Source organism: Pseudomonas vranovensis (assembly GCF_040438935.1).
Taxonomy (GTDB): Bacteria; Pseudomonadota; Gammaproteobacteria; order Pseudomonadales; family Pseudomonadaceae; genus Aquipseudomonas; species Aquipseudomonas vranovensis.
In genome coordinates this window covers 2,817,189-2,833,713 of the sequence record NZ_CP159259.1, presented here as the reverse complement: position 1 = coordinate 2,833,713, position 16,525 = coordinate 2,817,189, and the positions used below count along the sequence as shown (strand labels likewise).

Below are 16,525 nucleotides of genomic sequence, written 5' to 3'. Positions count from 1 at the left end.
GTGGCCATGAAGTACATCCAGGCCACCGACCCGGCCAAGGCCGCGAAGATGGCCGAAGCCCAAGCCAACATCAGCAAGCAAACCGATCCAGAAAAAGCCAAGGCGATGCTCAACGCCCTGGAGCAGTCGCTGCGCACCGGCGATATCTTCGCCGATATGCAGGTCAAGGCGGCGCTGACGGCCTACGCGGCCAACCGTGGGTTGTACGAGAAGCTGAAAAACGACTCGAAGAACGCGGCAGGTATTCTCGACAAGAACCTGGCCGAACGCCGCGAAGCCTCGGCGCAGATGTGGGCCGAGACAGGGCAGGCGGTCAACGACGCCATGCGCAGTGTCGGCGATGCCATTCGTCCGGCAACCGACCTGGTGGCCAAGGGCATCAAGGCGGTGGCACAAGGGCTGACCAACCTGTCGGATGGTTCGCAGACTGTTGTGCTGGGCCTTGCCGCTGCGGGCACTGGGTTTGTGGCGCTGAAGGCGATACTGAGCGGCCTCAAAATCGCTCGGGGTGTGGCCAACATCGGGCGGGGCGTAATGCTCGGACGTGCTGGCTCCAAGGGGCTGGGCGATGTTGCAGGTGCTATGGCAGAGAAAGCCCCGCAAACCGGCATCAAGCCTGTTGACGCTGGCATCAAGGCCTTGGGTGGTTTGCTGGGGGCCAGCAATGACGACAACGTTGGCAGCAGTAAGGAGCCGCAGCGGGTGTTCGTCGTCAATGCCAACGCCATTGGCGGTGTGGGTGCTACTGGAGCAGCCCCTGCCGGATCGCGCCGGGCGCGTCGTCGTCAGCGGCGAGCGGCGGGGCGTGCAACCCCCGCACCGAAAATGGCTGCGCCCGCAGTTGCACCAGGGCGGTTTGCCAAGATGCTTGGCGCTGCAGGCAAGCTGGGTGTGGTTGGTCGGGTGATGCCGGGTGGCTCTGTGCTCGAGGCCGGCGTGAAGGCGGTCGACACCTACATGAACGCCGAAACCAAGGAGGAAAAAGCCGAAGGTTATGGCGGTGCCGTCGGTGGGTTGGGCGGTGCGCTGGCGGGGGCGGCTACGGGCGCAGCGCTCGGGGCCGTCATCCCGATAGTTGGCCCTCTTGTTGGTGGCGCAGTCGGTGCGTATCTCGGCGGCATGGGTGGAGAAAGTCTGGGCGGCCTGCTGGGCAAGCGCTGGTTTGGCGGGGAGAACAAGCCAGAGGAAGTCGTTGCCGGAGAGAATGCGCCGGTGGCGGAGGTCGCGGTGACCCCGCCGTCCGGGGCTGTCGAGGTGGCGCCTGTACCGGCAGCCCCGGCATTACCTGGCCCTGTTGCGCCGCCGGTCAAGGTTGCCATGCCGGTGCCTGTCCTAATGCCAGTGCCAGCAGCAACGCCGGTGTTGGCAACAATGCCGAAACCTGTGCCGGCAGCGTCGCCTGTGATGGCTGAGAGACCGCCGGTGGTGTCCTACGACCCACTCGACCCGAACGCCAAAGATCCGTTCCTGCTGCCGGCCCTGGCCAGTCACAAGGTCCGGTTCCCCGACGCCGAGTTGGCCCGGCCGGATCCGGTCGTAGCACCGGTGGTGGCAGCAATGCCAGCGCCCGTGCCTATGCCTCTGCCAGCAGCAGCGCCGGTGCTGGCTGATAAACCGCCGAGAGTGTCTTACGACCCACGCGACCCGAACGCCAAAGACCCGTTCTTGCTGCCGGCCTTGGCCAGCCAAAAGCTGCGGTTTCCTGGTGCCGAGTTGGTGCGGCCGGAGCCTGCGGCAGCGCCGGTGGTGACGGCAATGCCGGCGCTCGTGCCAATGCCTCTGCCAGCAGCAGCGCCGGTGCTGGCTGAAAAGCCGCCGACAGTGTCTTACGACCCTCGCGACCCGAACGCCAAAGACCCGTTCTTGCTGCCGGCCTTGGCCAGCCACAAGCTGCGGTTCCCCGGTACCGACCTGGAGCGGCCGGAGCCTGCGGCAGCGCCGGTGGTGGCAGCAATGCCGCCGCCAGTGTTCAGCAGTCCGCAGCCAGGACCAAGCCGAGCGAAACCCGCGTCGCCGGCACCGCCATCCCCGGTGGTGACCAAGGTCGTGGAACAAGGCAAACCCCCGGCGCTGAGCGTTGCGCCGGGCGAGTCGTCAGGCAGGGACAACGAACTCGGTGACGTGGTGCGCACCCTAGTCGCAGCTGTACCGCCGGCGGCGGCTTTACCGGTACCGGCCAAGGCTGTCGAGCAGCGCAAGCCTGAGGCGCCAAAGGTCGACCAGCAGTTCAGCTTCTCCCCCAGCATCGCGGTCACCGTGAATGGGGACGTGAAAGATCCCGCGCAACTGGCCAATGAACTTGCTCCGCACCTGCAACGGCAATTTGAGGAATACAGCCGCCAGGCGCTGAACCGCCAACTGCTCGATGCACCACACGCATAAGGAGGGGAAATGCCCTACATGGAACAGATGGAATCCGGTTTGAAATCCCTGGTGCAAGCCGGGGAGGCTGGGCGGCAGGGGCTCGACGGCATGTTGGGCCCCATGAATGGCGCTATCGGCGACATTACCGGCGCCGCGTCTGAGCTGGAAAGTATCCCGTTTGTGGGCCCTGAAGTCGGCGCCAAACTGCAGCGAACGATGCGCGGTATCAACCTGGCGCAGTCCAAGGTAGGCGAAGTCGCGGCGATGTATGGCCAGGCCACCTCGGGAATGTCCCAGATCCAGGCGCGCATGGGAACGCTCAAGGAGCAATCGGCCAGGGCAGGTGATGCGATCAACAAGGTGGCGGGCAAGCTGAGCCCGTCGCTGGCTAACGTGGTGTCGACGGCGAGTTTTTCGCCGCTGGCCACACCGGCGGCCGACTCGGTAACGCCGTTCCCGCACCTCCTGATCATCCAGCCACTGCGGCCAGATGCACGGCCGTATTACTTCAACCTCAACACGGCGGCGTTTGATGAGCTGCGCCGGCAGACCGCGTTCCGCTGGGCCGGCCAGGAGCGCTTGAGCCGAAGCATTGCCCAGCAGGCCATCGGCCAGGGGGAGGACAAGCTGAGCCTGAAGGGCGCGATCTTCCCTGGCTTCAAGGGTGGCCTGAAGCAACTGGACACCCTGCGCAGCATTGGTAGGGCCCTGGAGCCGCTGAGCCTGATCACGGGTTATGGCGAGGTGCTGGGCAGCTGGTGCTTGCTCAGTCTGGACGAAGAACAAAGCCACCTGCTTGCCGGTGGTATCCCGCGTAAACAGTCCTTTAGCCTGGAGTTTGTGAGCTATGGCGGCGACTTGCAGAACATCTGACGGGGATTTGCTCGATGTGATCTGTCAGCACCATTACGGGCACCTCAACGGCACGGTAGAGGCGGTGCTCGATGCCAACCCCGACCTGGCCAGGCAGGCGCAGCCATACCGCGCTGGCCTGGTGTTTCACCTGCCGGATCTGCCCGCGCCAACCGAAACGCTGGTGCAGTTGTGGGATTGATTCCGCGTTACACATAACGAAGAAACCCCGCCCCGTGCGGGGTTTTGTTTTTCTGGAGCCCTACGCATGAAACCTACTTTTCGTATCGTCGCGGACGGCAGAGACATCTCCGCGATGATCAACGACCGGCTGCTGTTGCTGCGCACCAGTGACAAGCCGGGGATGGAGTCCGACGAATTCGAGCTGCGCATTGACGACCGCGACCAGGCGGTGCTGTTGCCGCGTCGCGGTGCAAGTATTGAAGTATTCCTGGGCTATTCCGGTCAGGCCCTGGCCCGCCTGGGCCGTTATACGGTCGATGAGGTCGAGCTGTCGGGTCCACCTGACAGCCTGGTCATTCGCGGCAAGGCCAGCGACATGCGCGGCAGTGGCAAGACCACGCGCAGCGGCAGTTGGGAGGGCGTGGCCCTGCAGCAGATCGTGCATGACATCGCGGCCCGCAACGGCTGGGAGCCGGTCTGCCCGGTGGCCAGCAAGGTGCCCCGCGTCGACCAGCTCAACGAGTCGGACTTCAACTTCATCACCCGCCTGGCCAAGCAGTATGACTGCACTGCCAAGGTCGGCGACGGCAAGTTGTTGGTGCTGCCGCGTCAGGCTGGGCAAAGCGCAAGCGGCAAGGCCCTGGGTACCGTCACCATCACCCGCCAGGACGTGAGCCGTTATCAGTTCCGCGTCAGTGACAAGACCACCCACAAGGGTGTGCAGACCAAGCACCAGGACCAGAAGTCGGGCGAAGTGAAAGTGGTCGACCTCGACAACGACGAGTCCCCCAGCGGCCTGCCGCCGGTGCATACCGATCGCCATATCTACCCGAACAAGACCGCCGCCGAGCAGGCCGGCAGGGCGCGCCTGGCCGCGTTCAACCGCAGCACTGCTGGTGTGCGCCTGGAAATGGCCGGCCGCACGGATCTGTTTGCCGAGCGTCTGGTTATCGCCCAGGGCTTCAAAGCCGGCCTCGATGGCGAGTACCTGGTGGATTCGGTCGAGCAGATGTTTACCCAGTCCGGCTGGACCACCACCGTCGAATGCAACGGCGGCAAGAAGGGCAAAGCCAAGGCCGGCGAGAAGAAGACCAAAGAATCCAAAGAGCTCAAGACCGTGGACCTACAACCCTAACGACCCGTATGGGTCAGCAATGGAGAAATATTGATGGCTATCACCGCGCAGCAGTTGCTGCAGATCCTCCCCAACGCCGGCCGCAATGCCGGCGTTTTTGTTCCTGGTCTCAATGCCGCGATGGGCAAGTACGGCATCGTCACTCGACTGCGCATGGCGGCCTTCATCGCGCAGATTGGTCACGAATCCGGCCAGTTGCGTTACGTGCGAGAGCTGGGTGGCGATGCCTATCTGGCCAAGTACGACACCGGCAAGCTGGCTCAGCGCCTGGGCAACACCCCCGAGGCCGATGGCGATGGCCAGAAGTATCGCGGCCGGGGATTGATTCAGATTACCGGCCACGACAACTACGAAGCCTGCAGCGAAGCGCTGTTCGGCGACAGTCGATTGCTCAACACGCCGGAGCTGCTCGAGCAGCCTGTCTATGCCGCGATGTCGGCCGGTTGGTTTTGGCAGGGCAGAGGGCTCAACTCCCTGGCTGACAAGGGTGATTTTCTGGGCATCACCAAGCGCATCAATGGCGGCACCAACGGCCTGGATGATCGCAAGGCGCTGTATCAGCGCGCTCTGGAAGTGCTGCAGTGAAAGGCTTGGATTGGCGCCTGGCCCTGCTGGCAATGCTGCTGGGGATTGTTGTTGGCGGGTGTGGCGCTTGGCAGTGGCAGGCCAATAGCTACGGCAAGGCCCTGGCAGATCAAGCGAGTGACTTTCAACGCGAGCGTGGAGCTGCTGCCAGCGCTGTGATCGAGTGGCAGGAGGCTGAGCAGTCTAGCCGGCGAGCCCTGGAGGATCGACTCCAGGCCGAAGACGAAACCCACTACAAGGAATTATTCAGTGAACAACAGACTCAGGCTCGTTTACGTGACCGCCTCGCTACTGCTGATCTCCGGCTGTCAGTCCTACTCGACACCAGCGCCGAGGGTGGTGGCTGTGGGGTGCCAACCGCCACCGGCAGCCCCGGCGTGGTTCATGGCGCCACGCGAGCCCAACTTGACCCAGCGCATGCTCGACGAATTGTCAGCATCACCGACGACGGCGACCAAGGATTGATTGCCCTGAAGGCCTGTCAGGCCTACGTGCGCGCACTCGCGCCGTGAATTGAAAAGGAGCGGGCAGGGCGGATGCGTCAACATCCGACCTGCCCACCGAACCCGCAGACCCTTCCTGCAAGTCCAGCCGAGGCTCCTGCTCCGTGCACAAAGCGCGGCGAGCCTATCACCTGTTTATCCATACAGTAAAGACTTGCTATCACATGACGAATCCAATCATTCCCTGGATGGGTGGCAAACGCCGCCTGGCCGACCGCTTGATCCCTCTCTTTCCCCCTCACGAATGCTATGTCGAAGTCTTCGCCGGCGGCGCTGCGCTGTTCTTCATGCGCCCGCAACCCGCGCCGGTGGAGGTGCTCAACGATCTCAATGGCGACCTGGTGACGCTCTATCGGGTGGTGCAAAACCACCTGGAAGAATTCGTGCGCCAGTTCAAGTGGGCGCTCAGCTCTCGACAGATCTTCGAGTGGCAGAAGATGACCCGACCCGAAACACTCACCGACATCCAGCGCGCCGCTCGGTTCTTCTACCTGCAGCAGCATACGTTCGGTGGCAAGGTGACAGGACAGACCTTTGGCACCGCGACGACCGGCCCGGCCATCAACCTGCTGCGGATCGAGGAGAACCTGTCGGCAGCCTGGCAGCGGCTGGCCGGCACCTATGTCGAGAACCTGTCCTGGTTGGAGTGCGCCGAGCGCTACGATCGAGCGCACACCTTTCATTACATGGACCCGCCGTACTGGCAGACTGCCGGGTACGGGGTCGACTTTCCGTTTGAGCAATACGAGCGCATGGCAGACTTCATGCGGCGCTGTAAGGGCAAGGTGATGGTCAGCATCAACGACCACCCCGATATCCGGCGGGCGTTCGATGGCTTCCATTTTGAAACCTTGGATATCCGCTACAGCAATACGAACCAGCGCCAAGGCAAGGCCGAGGTTACGGGCGAGCTGGTGATCATGAATTGGACGCCGGCTGCCCTCGGGGGGTTGTTTTAGTGTCTTGGGTGAGTCTGTCTTAACTAGAAAAAATCCGGTGAGTACGAAAGCCTATAGTCGGATGATGTCATGCTGACGTTTTGGCTTACTTCTTTCGAGGAATTAGGTCTCTAATATATCCAACGGCTTTCATCTTTCGCCGGATTGACTTTCTTTGTAGGAGAAATTTTGCGGCGTCTGAGAGGGCTGAAGGGCTTCCTTTGAGTAGTCCGCCTAGAAAATTAAATAACTTGAATTTTGCTTCTGAGCTTCTCATGGATGTGTTTAAGTTAATCTGCATGCCTAGCTTTCTAAACTCTTCTTCACACTCTTCCTTTAGGTGTTTTGCGATGGCTTCTGGTGAGGTGCTCCCCTGTCTGCTCACATTGTTCATTGTGTCTGTTAAAAATCCCTTTATATAGATCAATGTGTTTTGCGATTTTATGATTTCAAAAAAATCTTCATCTAATCCACCATACATCGGGATGTCCAGTTGAAGGGTTCTGCTAATGACCTCCTGCTGGGTTATGAAGTCATTTCTTACTATCTTATCCATATTGCGAGACCAGTGACCATACGCTAAGAGCGACTCTCTTGTATTTAGATAGTAGTCGCCATCTAGTTCTGTGGCCATTTTGCTCATTTCGTTGAATCGTTGTAGGTATTGGTTTACTGCGAACTCCCTTTCTTTATTCTTGCTTGAATAATACTTATCTCGTGGTAGGTCTTTTTGTGAGAACCTAATGTCGATGGCTTTGCGTCCATCATAAAAGCTAACTTTGCCAAGTTCATATGGGAGTCTTATTTTTTTTAGCCATTCTAGATAGGCGATGAGTCTGGTCATTCCGTCTTGTTGTACGTGGGGGAGCACACCTTCGGCAAGGTGTGGGAGGAAGTCAGGCAGTGGATCTCTAATCAGTAGTTCATCCGAAAATATGAGTAGCGAGTACAGGAGGTTGAGTGCGTGATTTTTGTTGTAGTCCCTTGGGCGCCGCCAGAAGTGAAATAGCTTGTGCTGTTTGTCTTCTGGCGCGGAGCCGAGAAAGTTTTCGTCGAAATATGGTCGGTATATAGTGCTCTGTTTTTTAGACTCTACGAAGGGGTGTCGTTGCTCTGTTTTTGCTTCGTAATAGATTTCTGCAAATTCGTTTACCTTGGTCGGTGTTAGCGATTTGCATGACGCGTGAAGATTTTCATTTATTTCTATATTTAAACCGGTCTCGATGAATTTTATATAGTTCATGATGCTGCCCGGCTATCTGTGGGGGAACAAGTCTAGGATAGCTTCGTTTTATACGGCCTGCAGGTGTGCTTGGTTAAAGCCTGTCTCGGGCTAAATGTCACATGCGGGTAGGCCATATCTGAAATGATGGCAAGTCGTTCATGCACATTGTGTTTTTCATTGAACTGCTTGATACCGAAGGGCTTGGTCAACGCGTCAGTCAGATAGCTTCAGACTTACCTCATCGGCTAGCGCGATGCCCCCAGGTCATCTGGTACGAATCCCTGCCCACCGCAGGCCTCACAATCTTCGCGTTGAGCGAACGAATCACAGCACACCGGGCAACACATGAACGGCGAGTATCTAACCCGATCCCGTAGGATCCGGTACCGCACCCAATCATTCCCCTCGAAAGCTTCCTGCGCTAGGTCCACCAGCACCCGATAGGCGTCAGGATCTCCAACACCCTCAAGCATCTTTCCGTCGATCATTCGTGCCGTTTCAACTAGACGAAAGGTTCTACCGTCCTGCCCTAGAATGACCAGGCCTTTGATCACGCCAAACTCGCCGGAGGTTCGCAGCACAATTCGGAGCTGGTCGCCCTCTTGGGTTACCGCTCCGTCGAAGCTGAAGGCATCAGTGCGGTCCTCTTCATAGTAGTTGCCCTGGTTGATGTAGCCGACGCGAACGCCGCTGCCCTCTGGCACTACGTTGTAGCTGGAGGCACGGCAATACAACTCCTGGGCAAACTGCTCTTCCAGTCCAGCCGTGTAAGCCGCCTGTACCTGCTCTCGCAAGTCGTGGAGCTCCAGCGGGTCGAACAGGCCAAGGGCTTCAAGGTCATCTGTGGCTGACCTCATGACCTGAACGTACACCTCAGGATTGCTCAGTCTCAGGTGTTCATTGCGCAGCATTCCAGTCCAGCGTGCCAGGGCCTCTGGTTTGGTGGGAGGCTTAATCATTGGCTGACACCACGCTGAGGATCATTCGATCAGGTGAAAGTCATCCCTGGTTCGGGGATGCCTTGTGGCGCCCCGGCAATTTTCCCCTCTCATGGGTTCGTGGCCAGGGAAGAAGATCAGGCCCTCTGCCTCCAGAGTGAAAGCCAAGGCCTGCAGCGTCACCTCGCGGAGTTCGGTCCCGGTCTCAAGGCGCCTGATGGCGTCCGGTGATACACCGGAACGGAATGCAAGGGTTTCAATGGACCATCCAAGCATCGCTCGCGCCTGGGTGCAGTGAGTGCTTGAAAGAACGACTGGTAAGTTATCCAGAATCCACGCCACATTCTTGACCTGGTCTTCATCCAGGTTGATTTGAAGTGGAGGCGGGCTGGCTACGGCGAGGGTCATGCTGGCTTCTCAGTACTGTATGTATGGACAGTATATGGCCAGTGGGTTTGGTGGGAAAGGTGCAGTGGTAGGGTGATTGCTTTAGGGCAAATTTAGGGCAAATCTCAGTCCGATATAGGCCATTTTAGGCCGTTACGATGACTGTGCATGCCTGCTTTTATTGGCCTGTGGCGGCCTGCGGCGCGGCATGGGCGGGCTCAAATCCCTATCCATTTTCCTCGCTAAGCGTCCGTTATCGAGCCAGAGTGGACACTCTATGTCCTAGCCCGCATTCGAGCCTCAATACTGAGGATAAAACCATAATTGCAAAATGCCATTCCAGGCAATATATTCCCGCGAGGGATGGCAGGTTGACATCGCTGCCCCAGGGCTTCCGAAGGCCTACTCGACCCACCAAGGAGGTGGAGGGCCTGGAGCCATGCGTTGGCTGTCGCGATTGCGACAGGCAGCTATGAGTGCTGGGTTGCACTGAAGGTGCACCTCGGCAACGACAATGCAAGGACATGTGAATGAAGTTTGATTGCGCAAAAATTACCGGCAAGCTCGACCATGTTGGGTCTGTCAGTCGTATGGACGGTGGTTTCACTGCTAGTGTAAAAATCGACGGAGCAGTGATTCCAAAACTGAAAATGGCAAGCAGGCTATACGAAGAACTGAACGTTGGCGAAAACGTTACTCTGTACGGACTCTTTAAAAATAATAAGGATAAAGGAAAAAACGAGGGGATTTTGTATGGTCTTAAAAAGGAAAGCGGCGAAAAGATGTTTTCCACCGAATTCCGTTATAAAGTTCCTATGCTCTTCGCTGTAGTTTCCGTGATCGCTTTTTGCTTTGTGTTTGTAGCCGGCTGGGCACTATCTGTCATCCCTGTGAATTACTTTATGGGTAGCTCTGACTTTATGTACAACACCACCGTGGTGGCTGTTGTAGAAGCGAGTTTGGCTGCCGCATTTTTCCTATGGCGGGCATGGGTGATGGTTCAAGCCACCGCAGATCCGGAGGCCTGGAAAGTTATGGATGCTGCAACGGTCTCATCGCGTTTTAGCAAATTTGATAAGTAATACAGGTAGGCGATCCCCACTAAGATAACGCGACCACGCGCAAACTGTGCAAGCGGAGCGCGCAGCCAGGATGGCGGAGGCGTGAGGATGGAACCCAGCGGGTCGAGCCCTATTGGGCTCGGTTTACGACAGCCGTCACCGGCAGGGGCACGCTCAAGTATCGTTGCTGGTTATTGATCAGCATCCATTGCAAAGACCCTGTGTAAGCGTACGGGAAATACGTCTTGCGCAGGTCAGTCGGGCATCCATTGATGCGGCAGCAACTGTTCGATCTCGCTGGACTTCTGTCAATGGGGCCTTGCGTTTCAGTCTGTCCAATCCATCACAGAAAAGGCTGATGATTTCGCGTGATTTGCAGCAACCTACCCGAAGTGGTAGCTGGTCCACCCCGGGCATTCATGTGCCGCATTTTAGGTTTTTCTGCATCAATGCATTCTGAAGCGTTACGCCCCGACGGATCGGAAATCCTCGTCGCACGACATGAAAACCGTGCAATTCAAAGAACGTTTCAGCCGTCTTGCTGACATCTGAAGTAAGTTCGTCGATGCCAAGTAACCTGGCTTCTTCATGGATACGGTTCATGAGTAAAGTGCCTATCCCTTGGCGAGGATGAGTGCCCGACACAAAAAAATGGTCGATGTAACCGTTCGGTTGAATGTCGGCATAGCCCACTATTTTTCCGTCTACCTCGGCCACGAATGGGCGGAGATTTTGCAGGTGCTCCGCCCATAGCGTCTGATCAAGATCAGCAGGAGCCCAGGCCTCGACTTGATCGCGAGCGTAATCGCGTGACGCGATTTCATGAATGGCAGAGTAAAAGACGTCGAACAACGCAATCTCATCCCCGATTCTGAACCGTCGAATCTCCATGGTTTTCTCACAAGGCGTTCGCAAAAAAGAAGAGTCTGTCATACCTGGTAGAAATCCGGAATGAACGATCCCAAGCTCCGTAGGCACAACTGGGTGCCTGCTTTTGGTCGTTCGCTGCCGCTAATGTTATTTTGCGGAAGGTCGTTCAAGGAAGGGTACAAAATTGGTACAAGAATTAGATTGGTGCCAGATAAGCCTTTGTTTATAGGTGTTTTGCGGTTAGTAGGTCCAATCCATCATCGAGCCTATCGGCAGTGATCTATGCTGGAAATGATTCGATTTTCTAGGCGGCAAGGATGGCGATGATGGACGCGAAAACGTTGCTTGAGCAAATGGTGCAGGGAGAGGAGTTGATGACTCAGTCCCTCGACGCCAAGCACGCTATGACGCAGCGAAGGGGAGCTCGCTGCGGAGGAGGTCGAGCAGCTTCGTAAACAGGCAGAGGAACTGTTTGAAGCTGTCCAGGCACATCAGCTACGCGCTCTTGGCGGTTCGGCCCGATTCTTCACTGAGATAATGCTGCGATGATTGGCTCAAAATTCAGTTCCGCAACTGAAAAGTCGGCCCTTGCACCGTGAGGGTTTTAGCTTCTACAGTATAGGCGATTTGCGGAATCAAAAATTGTCTATGCTATTGTTTTTAAAGGGAAATTATGTGGACTTGAAAACCGTCGATGGGCAACTATCCTAGAGTTCGAATCTCTACGCTTCCGCCACTTCTAAAGCCCTGATTATTCAGGGCTTTTTGCGTTTCTGAGGCATAGAAAAACTACCCGTGGGAACACCCTTGGGAGTGGTTTATTTCGGAAGCGCTTCCGATACCTTCGCTATTTGGTGGGTTTCGCCAGCGCTCCAACTCGGCGGTAAACCCGCTCCGTTATGTCGCCCTTGGTATGACCCAGCAGCAGGCTGGCGTGATCGACATCCGTGATTTCCGAGGCTGCTTTCGGGCGGATGTCGCGGAATTGGAATTGGCTGATGCGCCCTGCCAAGACCTGGTCGCCGGCGGAAACAGCCTCCTTCACCGCATCCTCCCGTACATCGTCCCAACGATGGCGAAGCATGGCCGTTGTGACCCGCTTGCCGGTGTCGGTCAGCAGCAGGTAAGGCGACCCGTGCGGCGCGTTGCGCTCAAGAATCTTCCTGATCACCACCCCCAAGCCACTTTCCACCCCTCTACCTCAAGCAGAATCCTCAGCTTCTTGTGCGTCTTCTTCTGCTTAACACCGAGGGCCTTGTCCTCGATGTCGTCCTTTCTCATCACCAGCACGTCTGCCGGCCGCTGGCCCGTCAAATACGCCACATCCATGGCGTCCTTCAATTCACCCACTGCTTTCGCGTAAACCGCATTCCAGATCGTATCGTTCGCATAGAAGTCCCGAGGCACCTCCTTGTTCTTGCGCACGCCCTGGCAGGGGTTCTCTTTAGTCGTCAGACCCCATTCCCGCGCCATGTTGTAGACGTGGGACAGGAGCGCTATCTCCCTATTCGCACGTACTGGAGCCGAACGAGCGTCCCGGTACTGAGCGACAAGCGATGGCGTGATGGCCTCTATGGGGGCCTTGTCGAAGACTGGGCGCAGATGACGGAGCTCCGCCAAGTTGTCCTTTTGCGTGCGGGCACCTTTCTTGGGGATTATGTCTCGCTCGTAGCGATCAAAGATCGCCTTCATCAGGAGCAAATCACGCGGCTTTTCCCTGGCCTCCAGCTCAGCCCATTTCATTCTGGCCAGGTTGAGGTCCGCGCCCAGAGGGATTTCTTTACCGTCCTTGTCGCGGTAGTAGTAGCTGATCCATGCCTTGTTCGGGTGCTTCTTGCTTTTGCTGGTGCGCTTGCGCCGGTACACGCCCGGCGGCAGATCCCTGTTTTCTTTGCTCCGAGGGCGCATATCACCTCACCTTCGAAAAATCCGGCGTCCACGCCGGTACGGGTGGCGGGGGTAGCGGTGCCAGGGGCACCACCTCAATGGTGACGCCCAGTTTCATGCGGGCGTACTGGCGTCCTACCAGGGGGCGGCCGCCGCGGCTTTCAACGAAGTGCCAGCCACGATCGTTGAGCCAGCGGCGCTGCCAGCCCCTGGCCTTGAAACCGGTCAGGTCGGCCAGTTCTTCGTCCGAAAGGATCTCCGTTTCCATGGGGTGGTCTCCACGCCGCGCGTGGCGGCAGAGGTGGGGAGGAGTTAGGCGGCTTGTTTTGTCAGGGCGGCCAGCCGTTCGCTTATGCCCGGTCATGAACGGTGAACGGCGCGGCCAGTGGTAGATGGTCTGCATCAGGCACGAAAAACCCGGCCCCGTCCTTGGTTGGGGGATCTTCGCGCCTGATGGACGAACACTGAGTTAAAGGCGCAATTACAGGTGGAAATCGCCCGCGGCCTCCGGCTGGTAAAGCACTTTCCTGATCCCAATCCGGCGTGTCCGGTCAGAAATTCGCCAATCGATGGCGTCCCCCTCCTGATAGCCCAGGATAGCGGCGCCGATGTCGGAACATACGGAATACTTCCCGGCACTGTTGTCCGCGTCTTCAGGGTAGACCAGGGCCACTTCGATCTCTTCGTCGTCCAGCTGCAGCAATGCCCTGGAGTTCATCGTGACGACATTGCGCGCCACCTGTTGCGGCTTGACGACAATGGCTCGCTCAAGCTCATGTTCGAGTTCAACAACGGCCTGGCCTTGCTCGAGCGCGATCAGGCTCTCGAGCCTGGCCTTGTCGATTTCAGTGATGTAAATCTCAGTGGAGTCGCCAATGGCACCTTCGCGCAAGAAATGGAGATAGCGCCCCGCCGTCATGGAAAATGACTTCAATGTCGGGGTTTCGCTCTCAAGCAGAAAGCCGCTGCGCAGAAAGGCTTTCAGCGAGCGCGCGTTGTCCGGGTGGATCTTGGCGATGAGCTTCTCGGCCCGCATGTCGAGGAAAGCCAGTTTCATGCCTTCGCGGATCGTGCGGGCGCCAAGGTTTCGGCCCCATTTGTCGCTGTCTCCGATGACCAGGACTATCTCGCAATTGGAGCCGGTCTTGATGAGGCGGACAAAGCCCACCGGGGCGTCATGCCGGTCATAGGCCATGAAGAATCGGCCGCCCCGGTTGAATAGATGAGTCAGGATCGGCAATTGAGTCCGATCGATGACTTGCTCGATGGAGCGGGAGACATGACGCGAATCGCTCAGATAGCAGGTGACGCGCTCATCTTCCAACCAATCCATCAGCGTCAGTGCGTGTGCCCGAGTAATCTCAGGGCACAGCGAAATGAAAGGCTTGTTCATCTTCACCACAGTCATTTGTAAAGGGTGAAAGCCCTTCATGGCTATGGCCATGACGGTTCTTTCGGCAACCGGCCATAGTAAGACAAAACGTGAGTGATGCCGAACAGGTTGCGTACCTTTCCTCCAGGTAGCATTGCTAATGGGCTGTGCGCAAAAGCTGACGTTGCAAGCACGTATTGATCAGTTCGCCACTGGGGGAAAATGTATCGCTCTGCGTTGATGGCATCTGGCCATCCGGCGGGGTATTCTCCTTCCTTAACGTTCATCGCAACAATTAAGGACATTGCATGCGCAAGCTGTTTCAAGTCTGGCTCGGTCTCACCCTCATATCGATGGTCTTTTATCTCCCATTCTACGTGTTCTCCAACAATGCTCTGGATGCCGTTGAAGAAGTCACGCCCGATGATCTCATTCCTCTCACGGGCACTCGTCTGGAGGACCCGGAGCGTAAGCACAACCTGTTGGTCGCCACGGGAATAGACACGTCCATGACGCTTGAGGATGCCTTGGAGGACAACAAAAGTTTGTCCAACGTGAGTATCCAGTACGCGAAAGGTGCCGAGGTTCAGCAGGCGGAGATGGCCAGCGGGTTCAAAATCGTCGAGGCCACGGCGGACATCGGCAATGACCGGCAGATGCAGATCATGTTCACGGTCATGCCGAAGCGGTTTCTGAAGAGTAATGCGATGGTGAACGGGTTTCTGGGCATCAAGATCACTGACGGCAAACATTCCTTCGACATGATCGATGGCGTTGATGACGAACTGTACCTTTGGGCGCTGTTCGATAAATCCGGTAAGCATGCGCCTGAGTCGATCAAGCGCATGAGCCGTCAGTTTGATGTTCTCGTCGGTCGGACCCTCGAGCATGAACAGGCGCGAGCGCATGACCTAAACCCACCAGCAGTTATGTCACAGCCGGCTCAATCGCAGTCTGCGGTCGAGTACTTCGAGGACCACCTGAGCAACACTGGAGCGGGATCACCAGCCACGACTCAAGCGTCGCCCGCGGCAGAGGCTGGCAGCCGCACCCGAGCAGGCAACCCAGGCACTGGCAAGATCATTATTTTCCAGTTTGAAGGGCAGCCAGCGTACTGTGCCGACGAGGGGGAAGACGGTGTCAATTGCCGCGGAGACAGTTCGGCGTTTATCGGGTCGGGAAGCTATCAGGATTTCATGGATCCGGGCAGCGCAATCTGCATTGCCGGCGAACCGGATTGCAAGCTGCCGGATTACTTCCCGGCAGATGTTCGCGGGTAGTGATCCCGGGGCGGTTATTGCTGCCTTCGAGCCATGTGATGGGGTGATTGGAAGTCAGTGGCTGAGCGCGCGAGTCGCCACCGAGAGGGTTCCACATGGGCAAAACAAGACCCCGGCCTGAGCCGGGGTCTTTGCTGTTGAGCGGTCATCAGGTTCGAGGCGCTGATTTGCCGAGCCGCAGGCGCATAATCATGATCATGCAACTGTCCATGACTTCAGAATATTTTCTTTAAGCTGCAGATAAACAAGTGAAGTACTCCCAGCCCAGATGGGGCCGCGGAAGTCTTGGTGAAGAAATGAGGATTTAGCAAATTGGGTCAGCCATTTTGGATTCAACTTCCCCTTGTGCGACCTGGGTAGATCACCTGCATTGACCATCCTGTTCGGATTGCCTGTGACTTTTGGATAAAATCCCATTTTTATATAGAAGCCTTCACTCCCGGGAAGAGGCGAAAGCAACGTAGTCTGTACATTTTGCTCATGGCCGAATTTCATGGCTGCATAAACTAAAAGCTGGCCTAGCCCAACATGGGGATTTGGCTTCTTTATAGTCGGATTATTTTCATTGCCCTCGACGTAAATGGCGGAGATCATCAGGTAATCACGACCCTCCGGCTCCCTGTAAATAGAGCAGCGACCATACGCCAATTCCTCGTGCCTGGGCGTAATCAGTGAAAGGTTCACTGCGTGTTGTTCATCTTCAGAGGGAAGTGTTATGTCCTCGTCCACTATCAGTGTCAAGGGATTATCGCGCTGTGGGTTTATTTCAATGAAACGCATGGCAGCACCATTATGATCGGATGTATGGGGTCAGGAAATTCACGCCAGACGTCCGTTGTCAGCAGTGTGAGCCGATAGTTGAAATCTTGATATTTAGAGGGCTTGGCATTCGTGTAAAGAATACGGCTGCAGCTACCTAACACGTCGGCAACGTACCCACTTTGG

At 57.0% G+C, this 16,525-nt stretch carries 16 protein-coding genes and 1 pseudogene; 9 read left to right on the top strand and 8 right to left on the bottom strand.

Annotated elements, in window-relative coordinates; genetic code table 11:
- Nucleotides 1-6: 6 nt before the first annotated feature.
- From ABVN19_RS13015 to ABVN19_RS12985, 7 genes are all read left to right on the top strand, one after another.
- The gene (locus ABVN19_RS13015; protein ID WP_146117330.1) at nucleotides 7-2,382 is read left to right on the top strand and encodes a hypothetical protein; all 2,376 of its coding nucleotides are present in this window, start codon (nucleotides 7-9) and stop codon (nucleotides 2,380-2,382) included.
- 9 nt (nucleotides 2,383-2,391) lie between these two features.
- The gene (locus ABVN19_RS13010; protein ID WP_177431067.1) at nucleotides 2,392-3,237 is read left to right on the top strand and encodes a phage tail protein; all 846 of its coding nucleotides are present in this window, start codon (nucleotides 2,392-2,394) and stop codon (nucleotides 3,235-3,237) included.
- Nucleotides 3,212-3,418 (top strand): tail protein X, encoded by a 207-nt coding sequence (locus tag ABVN19_RS13005; RefSeq protein ID WP_105642104.1) that lies wholly within the window; start codon nucleotides 3,212-3,214, stop codon nucleotides 3,416-3,418. Before ABVN19_RS13010 ends, ABVN19_RS13005 begins: the two co-directional genes overlap by 26 nt.
- 66 nt (nucleotides 3,419-3,484) lie before the next feature.
- Nucleotides 3,485-4,534 carry a contractile injection system protein, VgrG/Pvc8 family gene (locus ABVN19_RS13000; protein ID WP_105642103.1) on the top strand — a complete coding sequence of 350 codons (1,050 nt, stop codon included), beginning with the start codon at nucleotides 3,485-3,487 and terminating at the stop codon, nucleotides 4,532-4,534.
- Nucleotides 4,535-4,567: 33 nt separating this feature from the next.
- A complete protein-coding gene (locus ABVN19_RS12995) occupies nucleotides 4,568-5,119 on the top strand; it encodes a glycoside hydrolase family 19 protein (protein WP_105642102.1) in 552 nt (183 codons plus the stop codon).
- Nucleotides 5,116-5,631: a lysis system i-spanin subunit Rz gene (locus ABVN19_RS12990; RefSeq protein WP_105642101.1), complete on the top strand. Its 516-nt coding sequence runs from the start codon at nucleotides 5,116-5,118 to the stop codon at nucleotides 5,629-5,631. Before ABVN19_RS12995 ends, ABVN19_RS12990 begins: the two co-directional genes overlap by 4 nt.
- A gap of 155 nt (nucleotides 5,632-5,786) precedes the next feature.
- On the top strand, nucleotides 5,787-6,581 hold the full coding sequence (locus ABVN19_RS12985; RefSeq protein WP_105642100.1) for a DNA adenine methylase: 795 nt from the start codon (nucleotides 5,787-5,789) through the stop codon (nucleotides 6,579-6,581).
- Nucleotides 6,582-6,666: 85 nt separating this feature from the next.
- On the opposite strand, the gene ABVN19_RS12980 is transcribed toward ABVN19_RS12985, so the two are convergent.
- The 3 genes from ABVN19_RS12980 to ABVN19_RS12970 form a co-directional block, all read right to left on the bottom strand.
- Complete coding sequence (locus tag ABVN19_RS12980; protein WP_105642099.1) at nucleotides 6,667-7,803, bottom strand: hypothetical protein; 1,137 nt, start codon at nucleotides 7,801-7,803, stop codon at nucleotides 6,667-6,669.
- Between the two features lie 227 nt (nucleotides 7,804-8,030).
- On the bottom strand, nucleotides 8,031-8,744 hold the full coding sequence (locus ABVN19_RS12975; RefSeq protein WP_146117329.1) for a hypothetical protein: 714 nt from the start codon (nucleotides 8,742-8,744) through the stop codon (nucleotides 8,031-8,033).
- Nucleotides 8,745-8,765: 21 nt separating this feature from the next.
- Nucleotides 8,766-9,131 carry a helix-turn-helix transcriptional regulator gene (locus ABVN19_RS12970; RefSeq protein ID WP_105642097.1) on the bottom strand — a complete coding sequence of 122 codons (366 nt, stop codon included), beginning with the start codon at nucleotides 9,129-9,131 and terminating at the stop codon, nucleotides 8,766-8,768.
- 509 nt (nucleotides 9,132-9,640) lie between these two features.
- On the opposite strand from ABVN19_RS12970, the gene ABVN19_RS12965 reads away from it, so the two are divergent.
- Entirely contained in the window at nucleotides 9,641-10,192 is a 552-nt protein-coding gene (locus ABVN19_RS12965; RefSeq protein WP_105642096.1) for a hypothetical protein, read from the top strand.
- A 396-nt stretch (nucleotides 10,193-10,588) separates the two neighbouring features.
- On the opposite strand, the gene ABVN19_RS12960 is transcribed toward ABVN19_RS12965, so the two are convergent.
- From ABVN19_RS12960 to ABVN19_RS12945, 4 genes and pseudogenes are all read right to left on the bottom strand, one after another.
- A complete protein-coding gene (locus ABVN19_RS12960) occupies nucleotides 10,589-11,023 on the bottom strand; it encodes a GNAT family N-acetyltransferase (RefSeq protein ID WP_256585860.1) in 435 nt (144 codons plus the stop codon).
- 865 nt (nucleotides 11,024-11,888) lie between these two features.
- Nucleotides 11,889-12,949, bottom strand: a pseudogene (locus ABVN19_RS12955) (tyrosine-type recombinase/integrase).
- 1 nt (nucleotide 12,950) lies between these two features.
- Nucleotides 12,951-13,196 carry a DUF4224 domain-containing protein gene (locus ABVN19_RS12950; protein ID WP_105642095.1) on the bottom strand — a complete coding sequence of 82 codons (246 nt, stop codon included), beginning with the start codon at nucleotides 13,194-13,196 and terminating at the stop codon, nucleotides 12,951-12,953.
- 213 nt (nucleotides 13,197-13,409) lie between these two features.
- Nucleotides 13,410-14,372, bottom strand: coding sequence for a bifunctional GNAT family N-acetyltransferase/nucleoside diphosphate kinase regulator (locus ABVN19_RS12945; RefSeq protein ID WP_028944270.1), 963 nt, complete (start codon nucleotides 14,370-14,372; stop codon nucleotides 13,410-13,412).
- 236 nt (nucleotides 14,373-14,608) lie between these two features.
- Between ABVN19_RS12945 and ABVN19_RS12940 the strand changes: the two genes are divergently transcribed.
- Nucleotides 14,609-15,580: a hypothetical protein gene (locus ABVN19_RS12940; RefSeq protein ID WP_105642094.1), complete on the top strand. Its 972-nt coding sequence runs from the start codon at nucleotides 14,609-14,611 to the stop codon at nucleotides 15,578-15,580.
- Between the two features lie 195 nt (nucleotides 15,581-15,775).
- On the opposite strand, the gene ABVN19_RS12935 is transcribed toward ABVN19_RS12940, so the two are convergent.
- Nucleotides 15,776-16,360 carry a hypothetical protein gene (locus tag ABVN19_RS12935; RefSeq protein ID WP_028944272.1) on the bottom strand — a complete coding sequence of 195 codons (585 nt, stop codon included), beginning with the start codon at nucleotides 16,358-16,360 and terminating at the stop codon, nucleotides 15,776-15,778.
- Nucleotides 16,361-16,525: the final 165 nt, after the last annotated feature.

Coding starts and splice junctions, on each gene's coding strand:
- ABVN19_RS13015 (WP_146117330.1), top strand. CDS start 7: ATGAAGTACATCCAGGCCACCGACCCGGCCAAGGCCGCGAAGATGGCC.
- ABVN19_RS13010 (WP_177431067.1), top strand. CDS start 2,392: ATGCCCTACATGGAACAGATGGAATCCGGTTTGAAATCCCTGGTGCAA.
- ABVN19_RS13005 (WP_105642104.1), top strand. CDS start 3,212: ATGGCGGCGACTTGCAGAACATCTGACGGGGATTTGCTCGATGTGATC.
- ABVN19_RS13000 (WP_105642103.1), top strand. CDS start 3,485: ATGAAACCTACTTTTCGTATCGTCGCGGACGGCAGAGACATCTCCGCG.
- ABVN19_RS12995 (WP_105642102.1), top strand. CDS start 4,568: ATGGCTATCACCGCGCAGCAGTTGCTGCAGATCCTCCCCAACGCCGGC.
- ABVN19_RS12985 (WP_105642100.1), top strand. CDS start 5,787: ATGACGAATCCAATCATTCCCTGGATGGGTGGCAAACGCCGCCTGGCC.
- ABVN19_RS12980 (WP_105642099.1), bottom strand. CDS start 7,803: ATGAACTATATAAAATTCATCGAGACCGGTTTAAATATAGAAATAAAT.
- ABVN19_RS12975 (WP_146117329.1), bottom strand. CDS start 8,744: ATGATTAAGCCTCCCACCAAACCAGAGGCCCTGGCACGCTGGACTGGA.
- ABVN19_RS12970 (WP_105642097.1), bottom strand. CDS start 9,131: ATGACCCTCGCCGTAGCCAGCCCGCCTCCACTTCAAATCAACCTGGAT.
- ABVN19_RS12965 (WP_105642096.1), top strand. CDS start 9,641: ATGAAGTTTGATTGCGCAAAAATTACCGGCAAGCTCGACCATGTTGGG.
- ABVN19_RS12950 (WP_105642095.1), bottom strand. CDS start 13,196: ATGGAAACGGAGATCCTTTCGGACGAAGAACTGGCCGACCTGACCGGT.
- ABVN19_RS12945 (WP_028944270.1), bottom strand. CDS start 14,372: ATGGCCATAGCCATGAAGGGCTTTCACCCTTTACAAATGACTGTGGTG.
- ABVN19_RS12940 (WP_105642094.1), top strand. CDS start 14,609: ATGCGCAAGCTGTTTCAAGTCTGGCTCGGTCTCACCCTCATATCGATG.
- ABVN19_RS12935 (WP_028944272.1), bottom strand. CDS start 16,360: ATGCGTTTCATTGAAATAAACCCACAGCGCGATAATCCCTTGACACTG.